The sequence below is a fragment of the Rubrobacter sp. M3-4 genome, from assembly GCF_059772285.1.
In genome coordinates, this window is sequence record NZ_JCBAJP010000001.1 from 90,193 (window position 1) to 104,848 (window position 14,656).

Consider the following 14,656-nt stretch of genomic DNA (forward strand, 5'->3'; position numbering starts at 1 on the left):
AAAGTTCCGCTCTCCACTCCACCCACTATAACCCGGGTGGGGCTCTGCAACAACCGTTTCTATTCGGAGACGAGGAGGGCGGCGGGGAAGGGCGAGAAGAGCTCTCGGAGCGAAAACGCCCCGCCTTCGAAGACGCGCCCGGAGAGGACGTCCCTCCAGGTACGTCCGGAGAGCTCCGGTGGGAGGGGAAGCCTCGTCCCGTCCCACTCCCCCGGATCGGGGAGGATGGAGCCCGGGAACCTCTCGAGGTGCGCGCAGAGCCTGGGGGCGATCGTAAGCGCGGCGTCCCCCGCGCAGGTGCGGGCGAAGGCGACGAGGTGGCCGGCCATCTCACCTTCGGCCTCCACGGGGATGTATTCCCCACCCTCGAAGAGGGCAGGGCGCTCGCGCCGCAGTTCGAGCGCCCGCCAGGTGAGGTAGAGCTTCGGGGCGCCCTCCTCCCAGCGGCCGTCGGAGAGGAGGGTGTGGACCTCCCCCGAAGGGAGGTCCTGCAGCCGCGCGAGCATCTCCCGGCGCCGGGCGTAGTCGACCGGGCGGCGGTTGTCCGGGTCGACGAGCGAGAGGTCCCAGAGCTCGGTGCCCTGGTAGACGTCCGGGACGCCGGGGGAGGTGAGCTTGAGCAGCGTCCGGGAGAGGCCGTTCAGCGCGCCGAGCCGGGAGACGCGGCGGGCGAAGGGGATGAAGTCCTCCAGGAAGAGGGTGTTCTCCGGGTCGAGGAGGGCGGACGCGAAGTCGAGCGCCGCGCGCTCGTACTCCTCGTTCACGTTTACCCAGGAGGTGTGGACCTGCGCCTCGCGCATCGCCTTCTGCAGGTACCGCCGGATGCGCCCGGCGTACTCCTCCAGCTCTCCTTCGTCCATCTCGTGGTTCGGCCAGGTGCCGAGGAGCGTCTGGTAGAGGAGGTACTCGTCGTTCCTGTCGGGGGCGGGCCTGCCCTCCACCTCGCGGCGGCGGGAGCGGTTGGTGCGGGACCAGCGGAAGAGGTGCCCGCGCCATTCGTCCGGGATCTCGGAGAGGACGCTCACCCGGGCGCGCACGTCCTCGCCGCGCTTGGTGTCGTGGGTCGCGGTGGCGAGCATCGCGTGCGGCCAGCGCCTGCGGCGCCCGGTGTTCAGGTGGTGGAAGGCGGAGACGGAGACCCCGAAACGCCCGGGCTCCCCGCCGACCTCGTTGAGCGAGACGAGGCGGTTGTAGCGGTAGAGCGCGGTGTCCTCCATCCCCTTGGCCATCACCGGCCCGGTGTACTGCTGGAACTTCATCACGAACCCGAGGACCATCCTCCGGTACTCCTCCAGTCCCTCGACCTCCAGCAGCAGCACGTCCCGGATGAAGTCGTAGACGGTGGTGTCGGCCGCGGTGCTCCGCTTCTTCGCCTGCGAGACGGCCCACTCCACGTAGCGGCGGTCCTCCCCGGATGGCCCGGCGGCGTCGACGTAGGTGCGGTAGACCGGGAAGTGCGCGACTATCCCGGCGAGGGCCTCGCGCAGGACGTTTATCGTGAAGTCGTAAGAACGCCTCCCGTAGCTCGAGATCGCGAGCAGCCGCCGCGCGAGGACGTTCAGCTCGCTCGCGAGCGAGCTCTGCATGATCATGCGCCTGCACCCCACGAGAAGCTCCTCGAAGTCCTCCTCCCGGCCGAGGAAGCGCCGGTAGACGCGCCCGAGCGGTCTCTCCCCGGCCGGGTCGATGAACAGGCCCTCGACCTGGTTCAGGAAGTCGTAGCCGGTCGTCCCGGCGACGGGCCAGCCCTCCGGCAGGTGCTCGTGGGGGGCGAGGATCTTCTCGACGACCACGTAGAGGTCGTCCTCTTCCCCGCGCACGCGGGCGGCCTCCTCCTGCAGCCTGCGCAGGTAACCCGCCGGGTCGTAGAGCCCGTCTATGTGGTCGATGCGCAGCCCGTCCACCTTCCCCTCGCCGACGAGACGCAGGATCAGACGATGCGTCTCGTCGAAGACCCGCCCGTCCTCGACCCGGATCCCGGCGAGGTCGTTTATCGAGAAGAAGCGGCGGTAGTTTATCTCGTCGGAGGCCACCCGCCAGTAGACGAGCCGGTAGGCCTGCGCCTCGAGCAGCCGGTGCAGCGCGTCGAAGCTCTCCGGCTTCGCCCGCTCGCCGTTGATCCTCTCGACGCAACCCTCGACGGCACGGGCCACCTCGAGCGACTCCTCGCACAGCCGGGCGAGACGTCCTTTGTTCACCGCGGCGTCGCGCACCCGCTCGGCGATCCTCTCCGGGTCGGTCTCCTCCCTCCCGGGCAGGTTGGAGAACGCCGTGATCACGCTCTCGAACTCCAGCGTGCGCCCGTCCCCGGCGGGTTCTTCCATCCCCTCGAAGATCATCGGGTAGGTCCCCGGGTCGAGCGGGAAGCGATGCTCGTAGTAGCGCACCGCGAACGACCCCTCCCCCGCATCGAAGACGACCTCGAGCTCCCCCCGCTCGAGCACCCTCCCGTAGTGGTCGCCGAGCACCGGCAGGAGCACCTTCCCCCGCAGCTCCCCCCGGTTGACCGGCTGCCAGTCGATGTCGAAGAAGTGCGCATACGGCGAAGCCGGACCGTTCTCCAGCACGTCCAGCCAACGCCAGTTGTCCTGTCCCACCCCCATGTGGTTCGGCACGATGTCCAGCAGATGCCCCATATCGTGTTTATGTAATGCGTCGATGAGACGTTCGTGATGTCCGTGGGTTCCGATCTCCGGGTTGAGCGCGTTGTGGTCGGTTATGTCGTAGCCGTGGGTGCTCCCGGGGCGGGCCTCGAGGTAGGGCGAGGCGTAGAGGTCGCTCACGCCGAGGGATGCTAGGTAGGGGACGATGCGCGTCGCGTCGGAGAAGGTGAAGCTGCGGTTGAGCTGGACGCGGTAGGTGGCGCGCGGGACCCTCACTCCGGCTCCCGCAGGTAGAAGGCGACCGACCAGGGCGGGAGGGTGCGCTCTTGCCGGGCGGCACCCTCCGTGGCGTAGAGGAGGCGTCCCGGGGCGGCCTCGAAGCCCCCGAGCTCCTCATCCCCCAGGTTCGCGAGCAGGGTGAGGAGCGAGCCGTCGCCGAGCGGCCACTGCACCCGGAGGCCCCGCTCCCCCACGGTGCGGTAGAGCGCCGCCCCGCCGGGGACGTTGCCGAGGCGCGGGGAGATCTCACGCTTTCGCAGCGCGAGGAGGTCGCGGTAGTGCCCCAGGAGGCGGTGGTGGATGCCCTCCTCGCGTTCCCCCCAGTCGAGGACGGCCATCCGGAAGGTGCTCTCGTCGGAGGGGTCGGGGATGCGCTCGCGCGTCGCGGGGTCGGAGAATTCGGGGAAGGAGGCGAACTCCTCGCGGCGGCCCTCGGTCACGAGCGGGGCCAGCTCCTCCCCGAAATCGCAGAAGAACGGGAAGGAGCTCGAGGCGGCCCACTCCTCGCCCATGAAGAGCATCGGCACCTGCGGAGAGAGCAGGGAGACCGCCGCGGCCGCCCGCACGGCCTCCTCCGGCGCGAGGTCGGTGATGCGCTCGCCGAAGGCGCGGTTGCCCACCTGGTCGTGGTTCTGGACGAAGGCGACGAAAGAGGTCGGGGGGAGGTCGGCGGCAGGCTCCCCGCGCCGCTCGCCGCCGGAGTGGCGCGAGGGCTCGCCCTGGTAGGCGAACCCCTCGGCCAGGCACCTCCCCAGGTGGGAGAGCGGCGCGTCCGCGAAGTCCGCGTAGTAGCCCGCGCTCTCACCCGTGAGCGCGGTGTGGAGCGCGTGGTGGATGTCGTCGTTCCACTGCGCGTCGTAGGGTTTTAAGCCCGGCCCCGAGCGCCGCAGGTACGAGGCGGTGTTGTTCACGTTCTCGAGCACCAGGTGGACGTGGCGGTCGGCACCGGGGGACTCCCGCACCCGCCGGGAGAGCTCGACGAGGAAGTGCTCATCCGAGTCGTCGAATATGGCGTGCACCGCGTCGAGACGCAGCCCGTCGAAGCGGCACTCCTCGAGCCAGTAGAGCGCGTTGTGGATGAAGAAGTCGCGCACGAAGCGGCTGCCCTCGCCGTCGAAGTTGATCGCCTGCCCCCAGGGCGTGCGGTGGCGGTCGGTGAAGAACTGCGGCGCGTAGAGCGGGAGGTAGTTTCCCTCCGGGCCGAAGTGGTTGTAGACGACGTCCAGCAGGACCATCAGGCCGCGCCGGTGGGCGGCCTGGACGAGCCGTTTGAGGTCTTCGGGGCGGCCGTAGACCCCCGCCGGGGCGAACGGTAGCACCCCGTCGTAGCCCCAGTTGCGCCCGCCGGGGAAGCTGGAGAGAGGCATCAGCTCGAGTGCGGTGACGCCGAGGTCTACCAGGTGGTCCAATCTCCTCTCGATCCCGGCGAAGGTCCCCTCGGGGGAGAAGGTGCCGACGTGCAGCTCGTAGACGACCGCCTCCTCCCAGGGGCGTCCCCTCCAGGCGTCGTCCTCCCATTCGAAGGCGAGAGGGTCCACGACCTCGCTCGGACCGTGCACGCCTTCGGGCTGGTGGCGGGAGGCGGGGTCGGGCACCACCCGTTCCCCGTCCACCCGGTAGCGGTAGCGGGAGCCGGGGGCGGCCTCCGCCATCGCGGTGAAGAACCCCTCCGCCGGGCGCTCCATCGGCAGGGTGCGTCCCTCGAGTTCCAGGTCGACGTTCTCCGCCGCGGGGGCCCAGAGGGAGAAACGGGTCCTGCCATCGGGCAGGACCTCGGCTCCGAAGGGCATCCGGTGCAGGTATCTCAAAAGTCCTCCCCGGCCTCGCGCAGCTGGATCAGGACGGCCATCGAGCGGGCTTTAAGGGGGTAGGGGTCTCCGGGCTTGTAGACCCCGGAGAGCTCGCGGGAGGCCGGGTAGAAGGTGTCCACGAGCGGTTGCCAGCGGGCGCCCGGGGGATCGGACGGGATCACGAAAGGCAGCTCCTCGTGGTGGGCGTTGAAGAGGAGGAGGAAGTTGTCGTCGGTCTCCGGACGGCTCGCCTCCGGGTATCCCACGCGGGAGGAGCCGAAGATCTGCATCCCCAGGGAGCGGGCGTAGGAGGTGTTCCACTCCTCCTGGGTCATCTCCTTGCCGTCCGGGGAGATCCAGGCGACGTCCGTCACCCCCTCCGAGGCCCGCCCCTGGAAGAAGTGCCGGCGGCGGAAGTCCGGGTGGGAGCGCCGCAGCCGGATGAGGCCCCGGGTGAAGAGCAGGAGATCCTCGTCGTCTTCGGAGAGGTCCCAGTCGAGCCAGGAGATCTCGTTGTCCTGGCAGTAGGCGTTGTTGTTGCCCCGCTGGGTGCGCCCCATCTCGTCCCCGGCGAGGATCATCGGCACCCCCTGCGAGAGCAAAAGCGTCGCCAGGAAGTTGCGCTTCTGCCGGGCCCGGAGCGCGAGCACCTCCGGGTCGTCGGTCGGACCCTCGACCCCGCAGTTCCAGCTCAGGTTGTGGTTCTCGCCGTCGTTGTTGTCCTCTCCGTTGGCCTCGTTGTGCTTCTCGTTGTAGGAGACCAGGTCGTTGAGGGTGAAGCCGTCGTGGGCGGTGACGAAGTTGATGCTCGCCTGCGGCCGGCGCCCGGCGGACTGATACAGGTCGCTGGAGCCGGTGAGCCGCGAGGCGAGCTCCCCGACGAGCCCGCCCTCGCCCTTCCAGTAGGCGCGGACCACGTCGCGGTACTTGCCGTTCCACTCCGAGAACGGCGGTGGGAAACCCCCCACCCGGTAGCCGCCCTCGCCGACGTCCCAGGGCTCGGCGATGAGCTTGACCTGCGAGATGATCGGGTCCTGGCGGATGATGTCGAAGAAGCCACCTGCGGGGTCGAAGGCGTCGCTCTCGCGCCCCAAAGTGGTGGCGAGGTCGAAGCGGAAACCGTCGACGTGCATCTCCTCCACCCAGTAGCGCAAAGAATCCATGATGAGCTGCAGCACGCGCGGGTGGGTGGTGTCCAAAGTGTTGCCGGTCCCGGTGTAGTCCATGTAGTAGCGGGGGTCCTCCGGGGAGAGCCGGTAGTAGCTCGCGTTGTCTATCCCGCGGAAGGAGAGCGTCGGCCCCAGGTGGTTACCCTCGGCGGTGTGGTTGTAGACGACGTCCAGGATCACCTCGAGCCCCGCCGCGTGCAGCCGCTTGACCATCGTCTTGAACTCGCCCACCGGATCGGAGGTGGCAGCATACCGCCTCTCCGGCGCGAAGAAGCCTATCGTGTTGTATCCCCAGTAGTTGGCGAGCCCCCGCTCGACCAGGTGCCGGTCCTGCACGAAGGCGTGCACCGGCAAGAGCTCGACCGCGGTGACCCCGAGCCTCTTCAGGTGGTCTATCGCAGCGTCGGAGGCGAGCCCGGCGTAGGTCCCACGCAGGGCCTCGGGCACCTTCGGGTGCCGCCGGGTGAAGCCCTTGACGTGCAGCTCGTAGATTACGGTCTCGTCCAGCGGGGTGCGCGGCGGCCGGTCGTCCCCCCAGGTGAAGGCCCTCTCGACGACCTTCGCTTTGAGCGCCCCCGCGGCGTTGTCCCGGCCGTCTGGGACGAGGTCGTCCCCGTGGCGGTAGCCGAAGTGGGGGTAGCGCCAGTCGAGCGGCCCCGCGATGTCGAAGGCGTAGGGGTCGAGGAGGAGCTTCTTGGGGTTGAAGCGGTGCCCGCGGGAGGGGTCGTAGGGACCGTAGACCCTGTAGCCGTAGAGCTGACCGGGACGGACGTCGGAGAGGTGGCAGTGCCAGACCCCGTCGGTGCGCTCGGGCATCTCGATGCGTTCGGTCTCACGCCGGCGGTCCGGGCGGAACAGGCACAGCTCGACCCGCTCGGCGTGCTCGGAGAAGAGCGCGAAGTTGACCCCGGCCCCGTCCCATCTCGCCCCCAGCGGATAGGGTACGCCGGGAGAGACGTCGCCCCTCCTCGTGCTGTAGCGTCTTCTCAAAGCCTCTCTCGCACCTTTCTATCTCAACGGGCGGGTCTGAGCACGATCGCCCCGAGCGGCGGGAGGGTAAGCTCCAGCGAGTGCTCGCGGCCGTGAGAGGGCACCGCGGAGGCCTCCACCACCTCGCCGTTTCCGACGCCGCTCCCGCCGTACTTCGGGGCGTCGGTGTTGAGTATCTCGGCGTAGCGCCCCCCGCGCGGGACCCCGAGCCGGTAGCCGTGCCTCACGACCGGGGTGAAGTTGCAGACCACGAAGACGAAGTCTCCGGGGTCGCGCGCCCGGCGCAGGAAGGATACCACGCTGTTCTGGCGGTCCCCGCCCTCGACCCACTCGAACCCGGCGGGCTCGAAGTCCACCTCGTGCAGGGCCGGGGTGGCGCGGTAGAGGGCGTTGAGATCGCGCACGAGCTCGTACACCCCGCGGTGGGCCGGGTTCTCGAGCAGGTGCCACTCGAGCTGGGCGTCGTGGTTCCACTCCGACCACTGGGCGAGCTCACCGCCCATGAAGAGAAGCTGTTTTCCGGGGTGGGCGTACATGTAGGCGTAGAGGAGCCTGACGTTGGCGAGCTTCTGCCAGTCGTCCCCGGGCATCTTCGAGGCGATCGAACCCTTCCCGTAGACCACCTCGTCGTGGGAGAGCGGCAGGATGAAGTTCTCGTTGAAGGCGTAGACGAGCGAGAAGGTCAGCTCGTCGTGGTGGTAGGAGCGGTGGATGGGATCCTCGGAGATGTAGCCTAGAGTGTCGTGCATCCAGCCCATGTTCCACTTGTAGCCGAACCCCAAGCCCCCCATGTAGGTCGGGCGGCTGACCATCGGCCAGGCGGTCGACTCCTCGGCTATCGTGACCGCCCCGGGGTGCTCCTCGTAGACGGCCTCGTTCATCTTCTTGAGGAAGTCTATGGCTTCGAGGTCCTCGTTGCCGCCGTAGCGGTTGGGGACCCACTCGCCGGGCCCCCTGGAGTAGTCCAGGTAGAGCATCGAGGCGACCGCGTCCACCCGGAGGGCGTCTATGTGGTACTCGGCGAGCCAGAAGAGGGCGTTGGCGATGAGGAAGTTGCGGACCTCGTTCCGGCCGTAGTTGTAGACGAGGGTGCCCCAGTCGGGGTGACGCCCACGCCGGGGGTCGGCGTGCTCGTAGAGGTGGGTGCCGTCGAAGCGGGAGAGGCCGTGGGCGTCCTCGGGGAAGTGGGCCGGGACCCAGTCGACGATGACGCCTATCCCGGCCTGGTGCAGCCGGTCGACCAGGTGGCGGAAGTCGTCCGGGGAGCCGTAGCGGCCGCTCGGGCAGAACATCCCGAGCGGCTGGTAGCCCCAGGAGCCGTAGAAGGGGTGCTCGGCGACGGGCAGAAACTCGACGTGGGTGTAGCCCAGCTCGCTCACGTAGGAGACGAGCTCGTCGGCGAGCTCGCGGTAGGAGAGCGAGTAGCCCTCCTCGTTCCGCCGCCAGGAGCCGATGTGGACCTCGTAGATCGAGATCGGGGCGTCGAGGGCGTTCCTCTTCTCTCTGCCCTCCATCCACTCCCCGTCGCCCCACTCGTAGCGGGTGAGGTCGTGGACGATCGAGGCCGTCGCAGGAGGGACCTCGGCGGCGAAGCCGTAGGGGTCGGCCTTCAGCGGGAGCAGGTTCCCGTCGGGCCCCTTTATCTCGTACTTGTAGAGCGCTCCCTCGCCGACGCCGGGGACGAAGATCTCCCAGACCCCCGCCGCCGGGTGTTTGCGCATCACGTGCCGCCGACCGTCCCAGCCGTTGAACCCCCCGACGACCGAGACGCGCCGGGCGTTCGGGGCCCACACGGCGAACGCCGTCCCCTCCACGCCCTCGAGGGTCGTCGGGTGCGCGCCGAGCTTCTCGTAGATGCGCCGGTTGGTCCCCTCGCCGAAGAGGTAGAGGTCGTAGTCCCCTATGAGGCGCGGGAAGCGGTAGGGGTCCTCCTGCACCACGCTCTCCCCTTCCCCGTAGGTGACGCGCAGCCGGTAGCCCGATCTGGCCTCCTCCGGCACCCGCCCGGCGAAGAAGCCCTCGGGGTGCAGCCGACGGAGGCCGCCGAGCGCGCCCCCGCCAGGAGATACGGCCTCCGCCGAGACCGCCCCCGGCAGGAAGGCCCGCACCACCAGCGAGCCTCCCTCCTCGTGCAGACCCAGTATCGAGAAGGGATCGGCGTGATCCCCGCTCACCACAGCACGTATCTCGTCTTCCCGGATCACCCGGCCTCCGTTCTCTCGCGCACAAGATCGAGTATGCCTTCGATCGGTATGCCTACCCACTCCGGGCGGTTCTCAAGCTCGTAGCGGATCTCGTAGAGCGCCTTCTCGACGGTGAACAGGTCCACCAGCGCCCGCAGGCGCTCCGGTTCCTCCGGGTAGGAGACGCAGCCGGCGGCCCCCGCGGCGTACCCCTCCATGAACGCCTCGCGGGTGCGCCGCTCCCAGCCTTCGATCCACTCCTCCGCCTCCCCGTACCTCTCCTCCTCGACGCCCGCGAGCGCCGAGCGTGCGGCGTAGTCGAAGGAGCGCAGCATCCCGGCGACGTCGCGCAGGGGGCAGCGCTTCTCACGACGCTCGGCCACCGGGCGGGTGGGCTCGCCCTCGAAGTCTATGATCTGGAAGTCGTCGCCGACGACGAGCACCTGCCCCAGGTGGTAGTCGCCGTGGTGGCGGGTCTTGACGACCTCGAAGTCGTATCCGGAGGGAGCCTCGAGCAGTTCGAAGAGCTCCGCCTCGGCGTCCAGGAGGCGCCCGGCGGCCGGACGCACCCTCTCCGGCAGGCCGTCGCGGCGCCGCTCGAGCAGGGTGAGCGTGAGCCTGAGGTCGTCGAGCACGCCCTCGACCCACCCGGCCACCTCCTCCGGGGACGCGACCTCCGGACGGAACGCTTCGTCCCCGGTCGGGATGGCGAACGCTGCGTGCATCTCGCCGGTGCGCACCCCGAGCGTGCGCATGAGCCGCCGGAAGTACTCGTCCTCGGCTTCGGACTCGGTGGCCTCCTCCGCCACCTCGTCCTCCGGGCTCCAGGCGGCGGAGAGCAGATGCTCCTCCAGGCGACGCTCCAGGTGGCTCAGGGTGTAGGACCAGCCGTCGCCGTCGCTCGGGACGAAGCCCTGCAGCACGGCGAGGGTGGTCCTCCCGCCGTCCTCACGCTCGAGCTCCGCCACCCCGGCGAGCGGCGGGGTGTTCTCGAAGCGGGCTTCCTCGGTCAGGAAGCGCCCTATCTCGACCTCCGGGTTCATCCCCTCCTGCAGGCGGCGGTAGCCCTTGAGTATGATCCTCTCGGAGAGGATCACCGAGGTGTTCGACTGCTCCACCCCGGCCCGCCGGACGTCGAGCGGCTCCTCGGCCCCCTCCAGAAGCCCCTCCAGCGCCGGGGTGCCGTAGAGGCGTAGCCTCCCGCCGTCATCGAGCTCCACCGTCCGGCCTTCGCGCATCCAGCCGACCATCCTGCGGCAGAACTCCTCGTCGGCGAACGCGTCGTAGAGGATGCCGACCATGTTGCGGCGCCTGAGGCGGGCGACGGTGTGCATCTCGAGCGGCGAGAGATCCTCGCCGTCCTCCCAGCCGACGGAGAGCGGCAGGAAGTAGAGCTGGGCGGAGGACCCGTCCTGCGCCGGGTGGACCCGCACCGTGGCGAGCAGCATCCCCGGCTCCGGCTCTACCCGGTCGACGACCTCCACGCGTCCGATGCCGCCGCCCTTCGCGGCGAACCACCTCCGGCGGTCGAGGAACTCCGGCAGCACCTCGGAGAGCTGTCGCAGGTGCCGCTCGGAGAGCCTCAGTGGGGCGTGGCGCATCCTGTATGCCGGGATGCGGTCGGCGCGCAGCACCAGGACCGGCAGCTCGGACATCCGGGAGAACTCCTCGTGCCAGCGCGGCGGCTCGGCCTCCCTGCTGAGCGAGAACCAGTAGAAGCTGTAGCCCGGGAGGGTGAGGAAGTACGGGAGGTTACCGACCGGGGGGAAGCTGGAGCCCCCGATCAGCTCCACCGGGACCCGTCCGGAGAAGCGCGAGAGGTCGAGCTCGACCGGCTGAGCCGAGCGGGAGAGGTTCGCCACGCAGAGGATCGTCTCGTCCTCGTACTCGCGCAGGTAGGCGAGGATCTTGCGGTTGCCCGGGTGCAGGAACTCGAGCGTTCCGCGCCCGAAGGCCCTGTGGGCCTTGCGCACCGCGATCAGACGCTTCATCCAGTTCAGCAGCGAGCCCGGGCTGCGACTCTGGGCCTCGACGTTGACCGACTCGTAGCCGTAGACCGGATCCATGATGGGGGGAAGGTAGAGCCGGGCGGGATCGGCGCGGGAGAAGCCCGCGTTGCGGTCGGGGGACCACTGCATCGGGGTCCTCACCGAGTTGCGGTCGCCGAGGAAGACGTTGTCGCCCATCCCGATCTCGTCCCCGTAGTAGATGATGGGCGTCCCCGGCATGCTCATCAGCAGGCTGTTCAGAAGCTCTATCTTGGGCCGGTCGTTCTCCATCAGGGGGGCCAGGCGGCGGCGGATGCCGAGGTTCACCCTCATGCGGGGGTCCGTGGCGTAGGTGCGGTACATGTAGTCCCGCTCGCGGTCGGTGACCATCTCCAGGGTCAGCTCGTCGTGGTTTCTGAGGAAGATCGCCCACTGGCAGTTCTCCGGGATCTCCGGGGTCTGCTGCATGATCTCGACGATCGGGTGGCGGTTCTCCTGCGCCACGGCCATGTAGATGCGGGGCATGAGCGGGAAGTGGAAGGCCATGTGGCACTCGTCGCCGTCGCCGAAGTAGTCCATCACGTCCTCGGGCCACTGGTTGGCCTCGGCGAGGAAGAAGCGGTCCTCGTAGCTGGCGTCCATCTCGGCGCGCATCCGCTTTATGATCTGGTGCGTCTCGGGGAGGTTCTCGCAGTCGGTCCCCTCCCGCTCGATGAGGTAGGGGATGGCGTCCAGCCTGAGCCCGTCCACCCCGATGTCCAGCCAGAAGCGCATCACGCTCATCATCGAGCGGAAGACGCGGGGGTTGTCGTGGTTGAGGTCGGGCTGGTGGGAGAAGAAGCGGTGCCAGTAGTACTGCCCGGCGACCTCGTCCCAGGTCCAGTTGGACTTCTCGGTGTCGGTGAAGATGATGCGGGCGTCCTTGTACTTCTGGTCGGTGTCGCTCCAGACGTAGTAGTTGCGCAGCGCCGAGCCCTTCGGGGCCCTCCTCGCCCGCTGGAACCAGGGGTGCTGATCGGAGGTGTGGTTTATGACGAGCTCGGTTATGACCTTGAGGCCCAGAGCGTGCGCCTTCCTTACGAACGCCCGGAAGTCGCGCCGGGTGCCGTAGTCGGGGTGGACGTTCTTGTACTCGGAGATGTCGTAGCCGTCGTCGCGCATCGGGGAGGGGTAGAAGGGCATCACCCAGATCGCCGTGGCCCCGAGCTCCCGGATGTACTCCAGCCGCTGGGTCAGGCCCCGGAAGTCGCCCATCCCGTCGTTGTCCGAGTCGAAGAACGCCTTGACGTGGAGCTGGTAGATTATCGCGTCCTTGTACCAGAGGGGGTCGCCCGGCACCTCAGCCCTCCTTCCTGACCCGGTAGATCTCGGCCGGGTTCACGTTCGGGTCGAGCCTGACGTAGCGCCCCCAGCCCATGCTCGGGTAGTCCACCCCGGAGATGAGCTCCTCGACGGTGTACCACTCGTCGTCGGCGATCCCGAGCAGGTCGAGCGGGAAGTAGACGTTGCCCTCGCGCAGGTTGTGCGGGTCGAGGTTGACCGCGACGAAGATGGCGTTCTCCCCGAGCGTCTTGCCGTAGAAGATGATGCCGTCGTTGTCCGAGCCGCAGAAGACGAGGTTCTCGAGCTCGTGCAGGGCGGGGTTCTCGCGCCGGATGCGGTTCACCTTCGCTATGTACTCCTTTATGTTGCCGGGCCGCTCCCAGTCCCAGACTTTGTACTCGTACTTCTCGGAGTCGAGGTACTCCTCCCGGCCGGGGATGCCCCGGTTCTCGCACAGCTCGAAGCCATTGTAGATGCCGTAGGAGGGGGAGAGGGTCGCGGCGAGCACGAAGCGCATCATGAACGCGGGCCTGCCCCCCTCCTGCAGGATCGGCGGCAGGATGTCCGGGGTGCTCGGGAAGAGGTTCGGCCGCATGTACTCCTTTGCCCACCCCCGGGCGAGCTCGGAGAGGTACTCGGTGAGCTCCCCGCGGGTGTTGCGCCAGGTGAAGTAGGTGTAGGACTGGCTGAAGCCGAGCTTGGCGAGCTCGTGCATCACCTTCGGGCGGGTGAAGGCCTCGGAGAGGAAGATCACCTCCGGGTGCTCCTCCTGGACCTCCTTTATCAGCCACTCCCAGAAGGCGAACGGCTTGGTGTGCGGGTTGTCGACCCGGAAGATCTTCACCCCCTGCTCGACCCAGAAGAGGACGACGCTCTTCCACTCCTCCCACAGCTCCTTCCAGTTCTCGCTGTGGAAGTCGACGTTCACGATGTCCTGATACTTCTTCGGGGGGTTCTCGGCGTACTTGATCGTGCCGTCCGGCCGCCAGCGGAACCACTCGGGGTGCTCCCTCACGTAGGGGTGGTCGGGCGAGCACTGTATCGCGAAGTCTAAAGCGACCTCCATCCCCCACTCCCGGCACGCCTCGACGAAGCGGCGGAAATCCTCCAGCGTACCGAGCTCGGGGTGGACGGATTTGTGCCCGCCCTCCTCGCTCCCGATGGCGTAGGGGCTGCCCGGGTCCTCGGGGCCGGCGGTCAGCGTGTTGTTCGGGCCCTTGCGGTTGGTGTGGCCTATCGGGTGTATCGGCAGGAGGTAGACCACGTCGAAGCCCATCCCGGCTATCTCCGGCAGCCGCCGCTCGCAGTCTTTGAACGTCGCGCTCTTACCCTCGACCGTCCCCTGCGAGCGGGGCATCATCTCGTACCACGCCCCGTAGCGCGCCCGCTCGCGGTCGACGACGACCTCGAGGGTGCGGTGGGTCGTGGCCGCCGACCGATCCGGGTGGGCCGCCATGAGCTCGCGCACCTCCCGCGAGAGCAAAAGCCGGAGCCTCTCCTCGTAGGCCGCCTCATCGAAGGCCGAGAGCACCTCTTTGAGCTTCCTGCTCCGGGTGCGGGAGGCAGTCTCCTTCACGAGCTCCCTCCCCTCGACGAGCTCGACCTCGACCCGCTGCCCGGCACCGACCTTCTTCTCGACCTCCTCGCACCAGGAGCCGAAGTGGTCCGGCCAGGCGCAGACGGTGTACTCGTAGCGGGCGTTCTCCTCGAGCACGAAGCTCCCCGTCCAGCGGTCGTTCTCCACGTGGCGCATGGGCACCTCGGACCAGCGCCGCTCGCCCTTCCTGCGGTAGCGCAGGACCGCCGAGACCCGGTCGTGCCCCTCCTTGAAGATGTCGGCCCAGACCTCCAGCCGGTCACCGACCTCCCTCTTGACCGGATGCCGCCCGCAATCGAGCTCCGGGTAGACGTCCTCTATGACGACCGTGGGATAGGCGTCCCGCACTTTCCTGGCTCCTCCCGCCGTTCACTACAAGAGTACACGTAGGAGCCTAGGATACTAGTATTTACCCCTCATTCAAACGCGGCGCTCCGGCGGCCCGGCCGAAAGCCCGCGCTCGAACCGCATCGTCTCCGCGGGCGTACCATGCCCGCCTCCATCTTCGGGCCCTCGGATCTTCCGTCTCCGCCCGCCACCTCGCCAGAGAGGGTTTACCGACGTTTCGCGTTCCTTTCACCCGGCTTTAACCAGCCTACTTGCGGTCTCCGCTAGAGTGGAGCGCGGATGTGGCAGGGTCCGGCATCGGCCCGTGTTGACAGGGGTCACCCCCTGTTACGACAATTACATCCGGGCGGCGGCGCTGGAGACGGCGTCAGAAAGGAAGGTAGGGG

At 68.3% G+C, this 14,656-nt stretch carries 6 protein-coding genes; all 6 read right to left on the reverse strand.

The window, feature by feature from the left end:
• Nucleotides 1-59: 59 nt before the first annotated feature.
• From treY to AC6EKW_RS00480, 6 genes are read right to left on the reverse strand one after another with little or no spacing between them, the layout of a single operon-like run.
• Nucleotides 60-2,879, reverse strand: coding sequence for a malto-oligosyltrehalose synthase (gene treY, locus AC6EKW_RS00455; RefSeq protein WP_498513365.1), 2,820 nt, complete (start codon nucleotides 2,877-2,879; stop codon nucleotides 60-62).
• The gene (gene treZ, locus AC6EKW_RS00460) at nucleotides 2,876-4,690 is read right to left on the reverse strand and encodes a malto-oligosyltrehalose trehalohydrolase (RefSeq protein ID WP_498513366.1); all 1,815 of its coding nucleotides are present in this window, start codon (nucleotides 4,688-4,690) and stop codon (nucleotides 2,876-2,878) included. The genes treY and treZ overlap by 4 nt, the downstream gene beginning before the upstream one ends.
• Nucleotides 4,687-6,831 carry a glycogen debranching protein GlgX gene (gene glgX, locus AC6EKW_RS00465; protein ID WP_498513367.1) on the reverse strand — a complete coding sequence of 715 codons (2,145 nt, stop codon included), beginning with the start codon at nucleotides 6,829-6,831 and terminating at the stop codon, nucleotides 4,687-4,689. Before glgX ends, treZ begins: the two co-directional genes overlap by 4 nt.
• Nucleotides 6,832-6,854: 23 nt before the next feature.
• Nucleotides 6,855-9,035, reverse strand: coding sequence for a 1,4-alpha-glucan branching protein GlgB (gene glgB, locus AC6EKW_RS00470; protein ID WP_498513368.1), 2,181 nt, complete (start codon nucleotides 9,033-9,035; stop codon nucleotides 6,855-6,857).
• Complete coding sequence (gene treS, locus AC6EKW_RS00475; RefSeq protein WP_498513369.1) at nucleotides 9,032-12,340, reverse strand: maltose alpha-D-glucosyltransferase; 3,309 nt, start codon at nucleotides 12,338-12,340, stop codon at nucleotides 9,032-9,034. The genes glgB and treS overlap by 4 nt, the downstream gene beginning before the upstream one ends.
• Nucleotide 12,341: 1 nt before the next feature.
• A complete protein-coding gene (locus AC6EKW_RS00480) occupies nucleotides 12,342-14,270 on the reverse strand; it encodes an alpha-1,4-glucan--maltose-1-phosphate maltosyltransferase (RefSeq protein ID WP_498513370.1) in 1,929 nt (642 codons plus the stop codon).
• Nucleotides 14,271-14,656 lie beyond the last annotated feature (386 nt).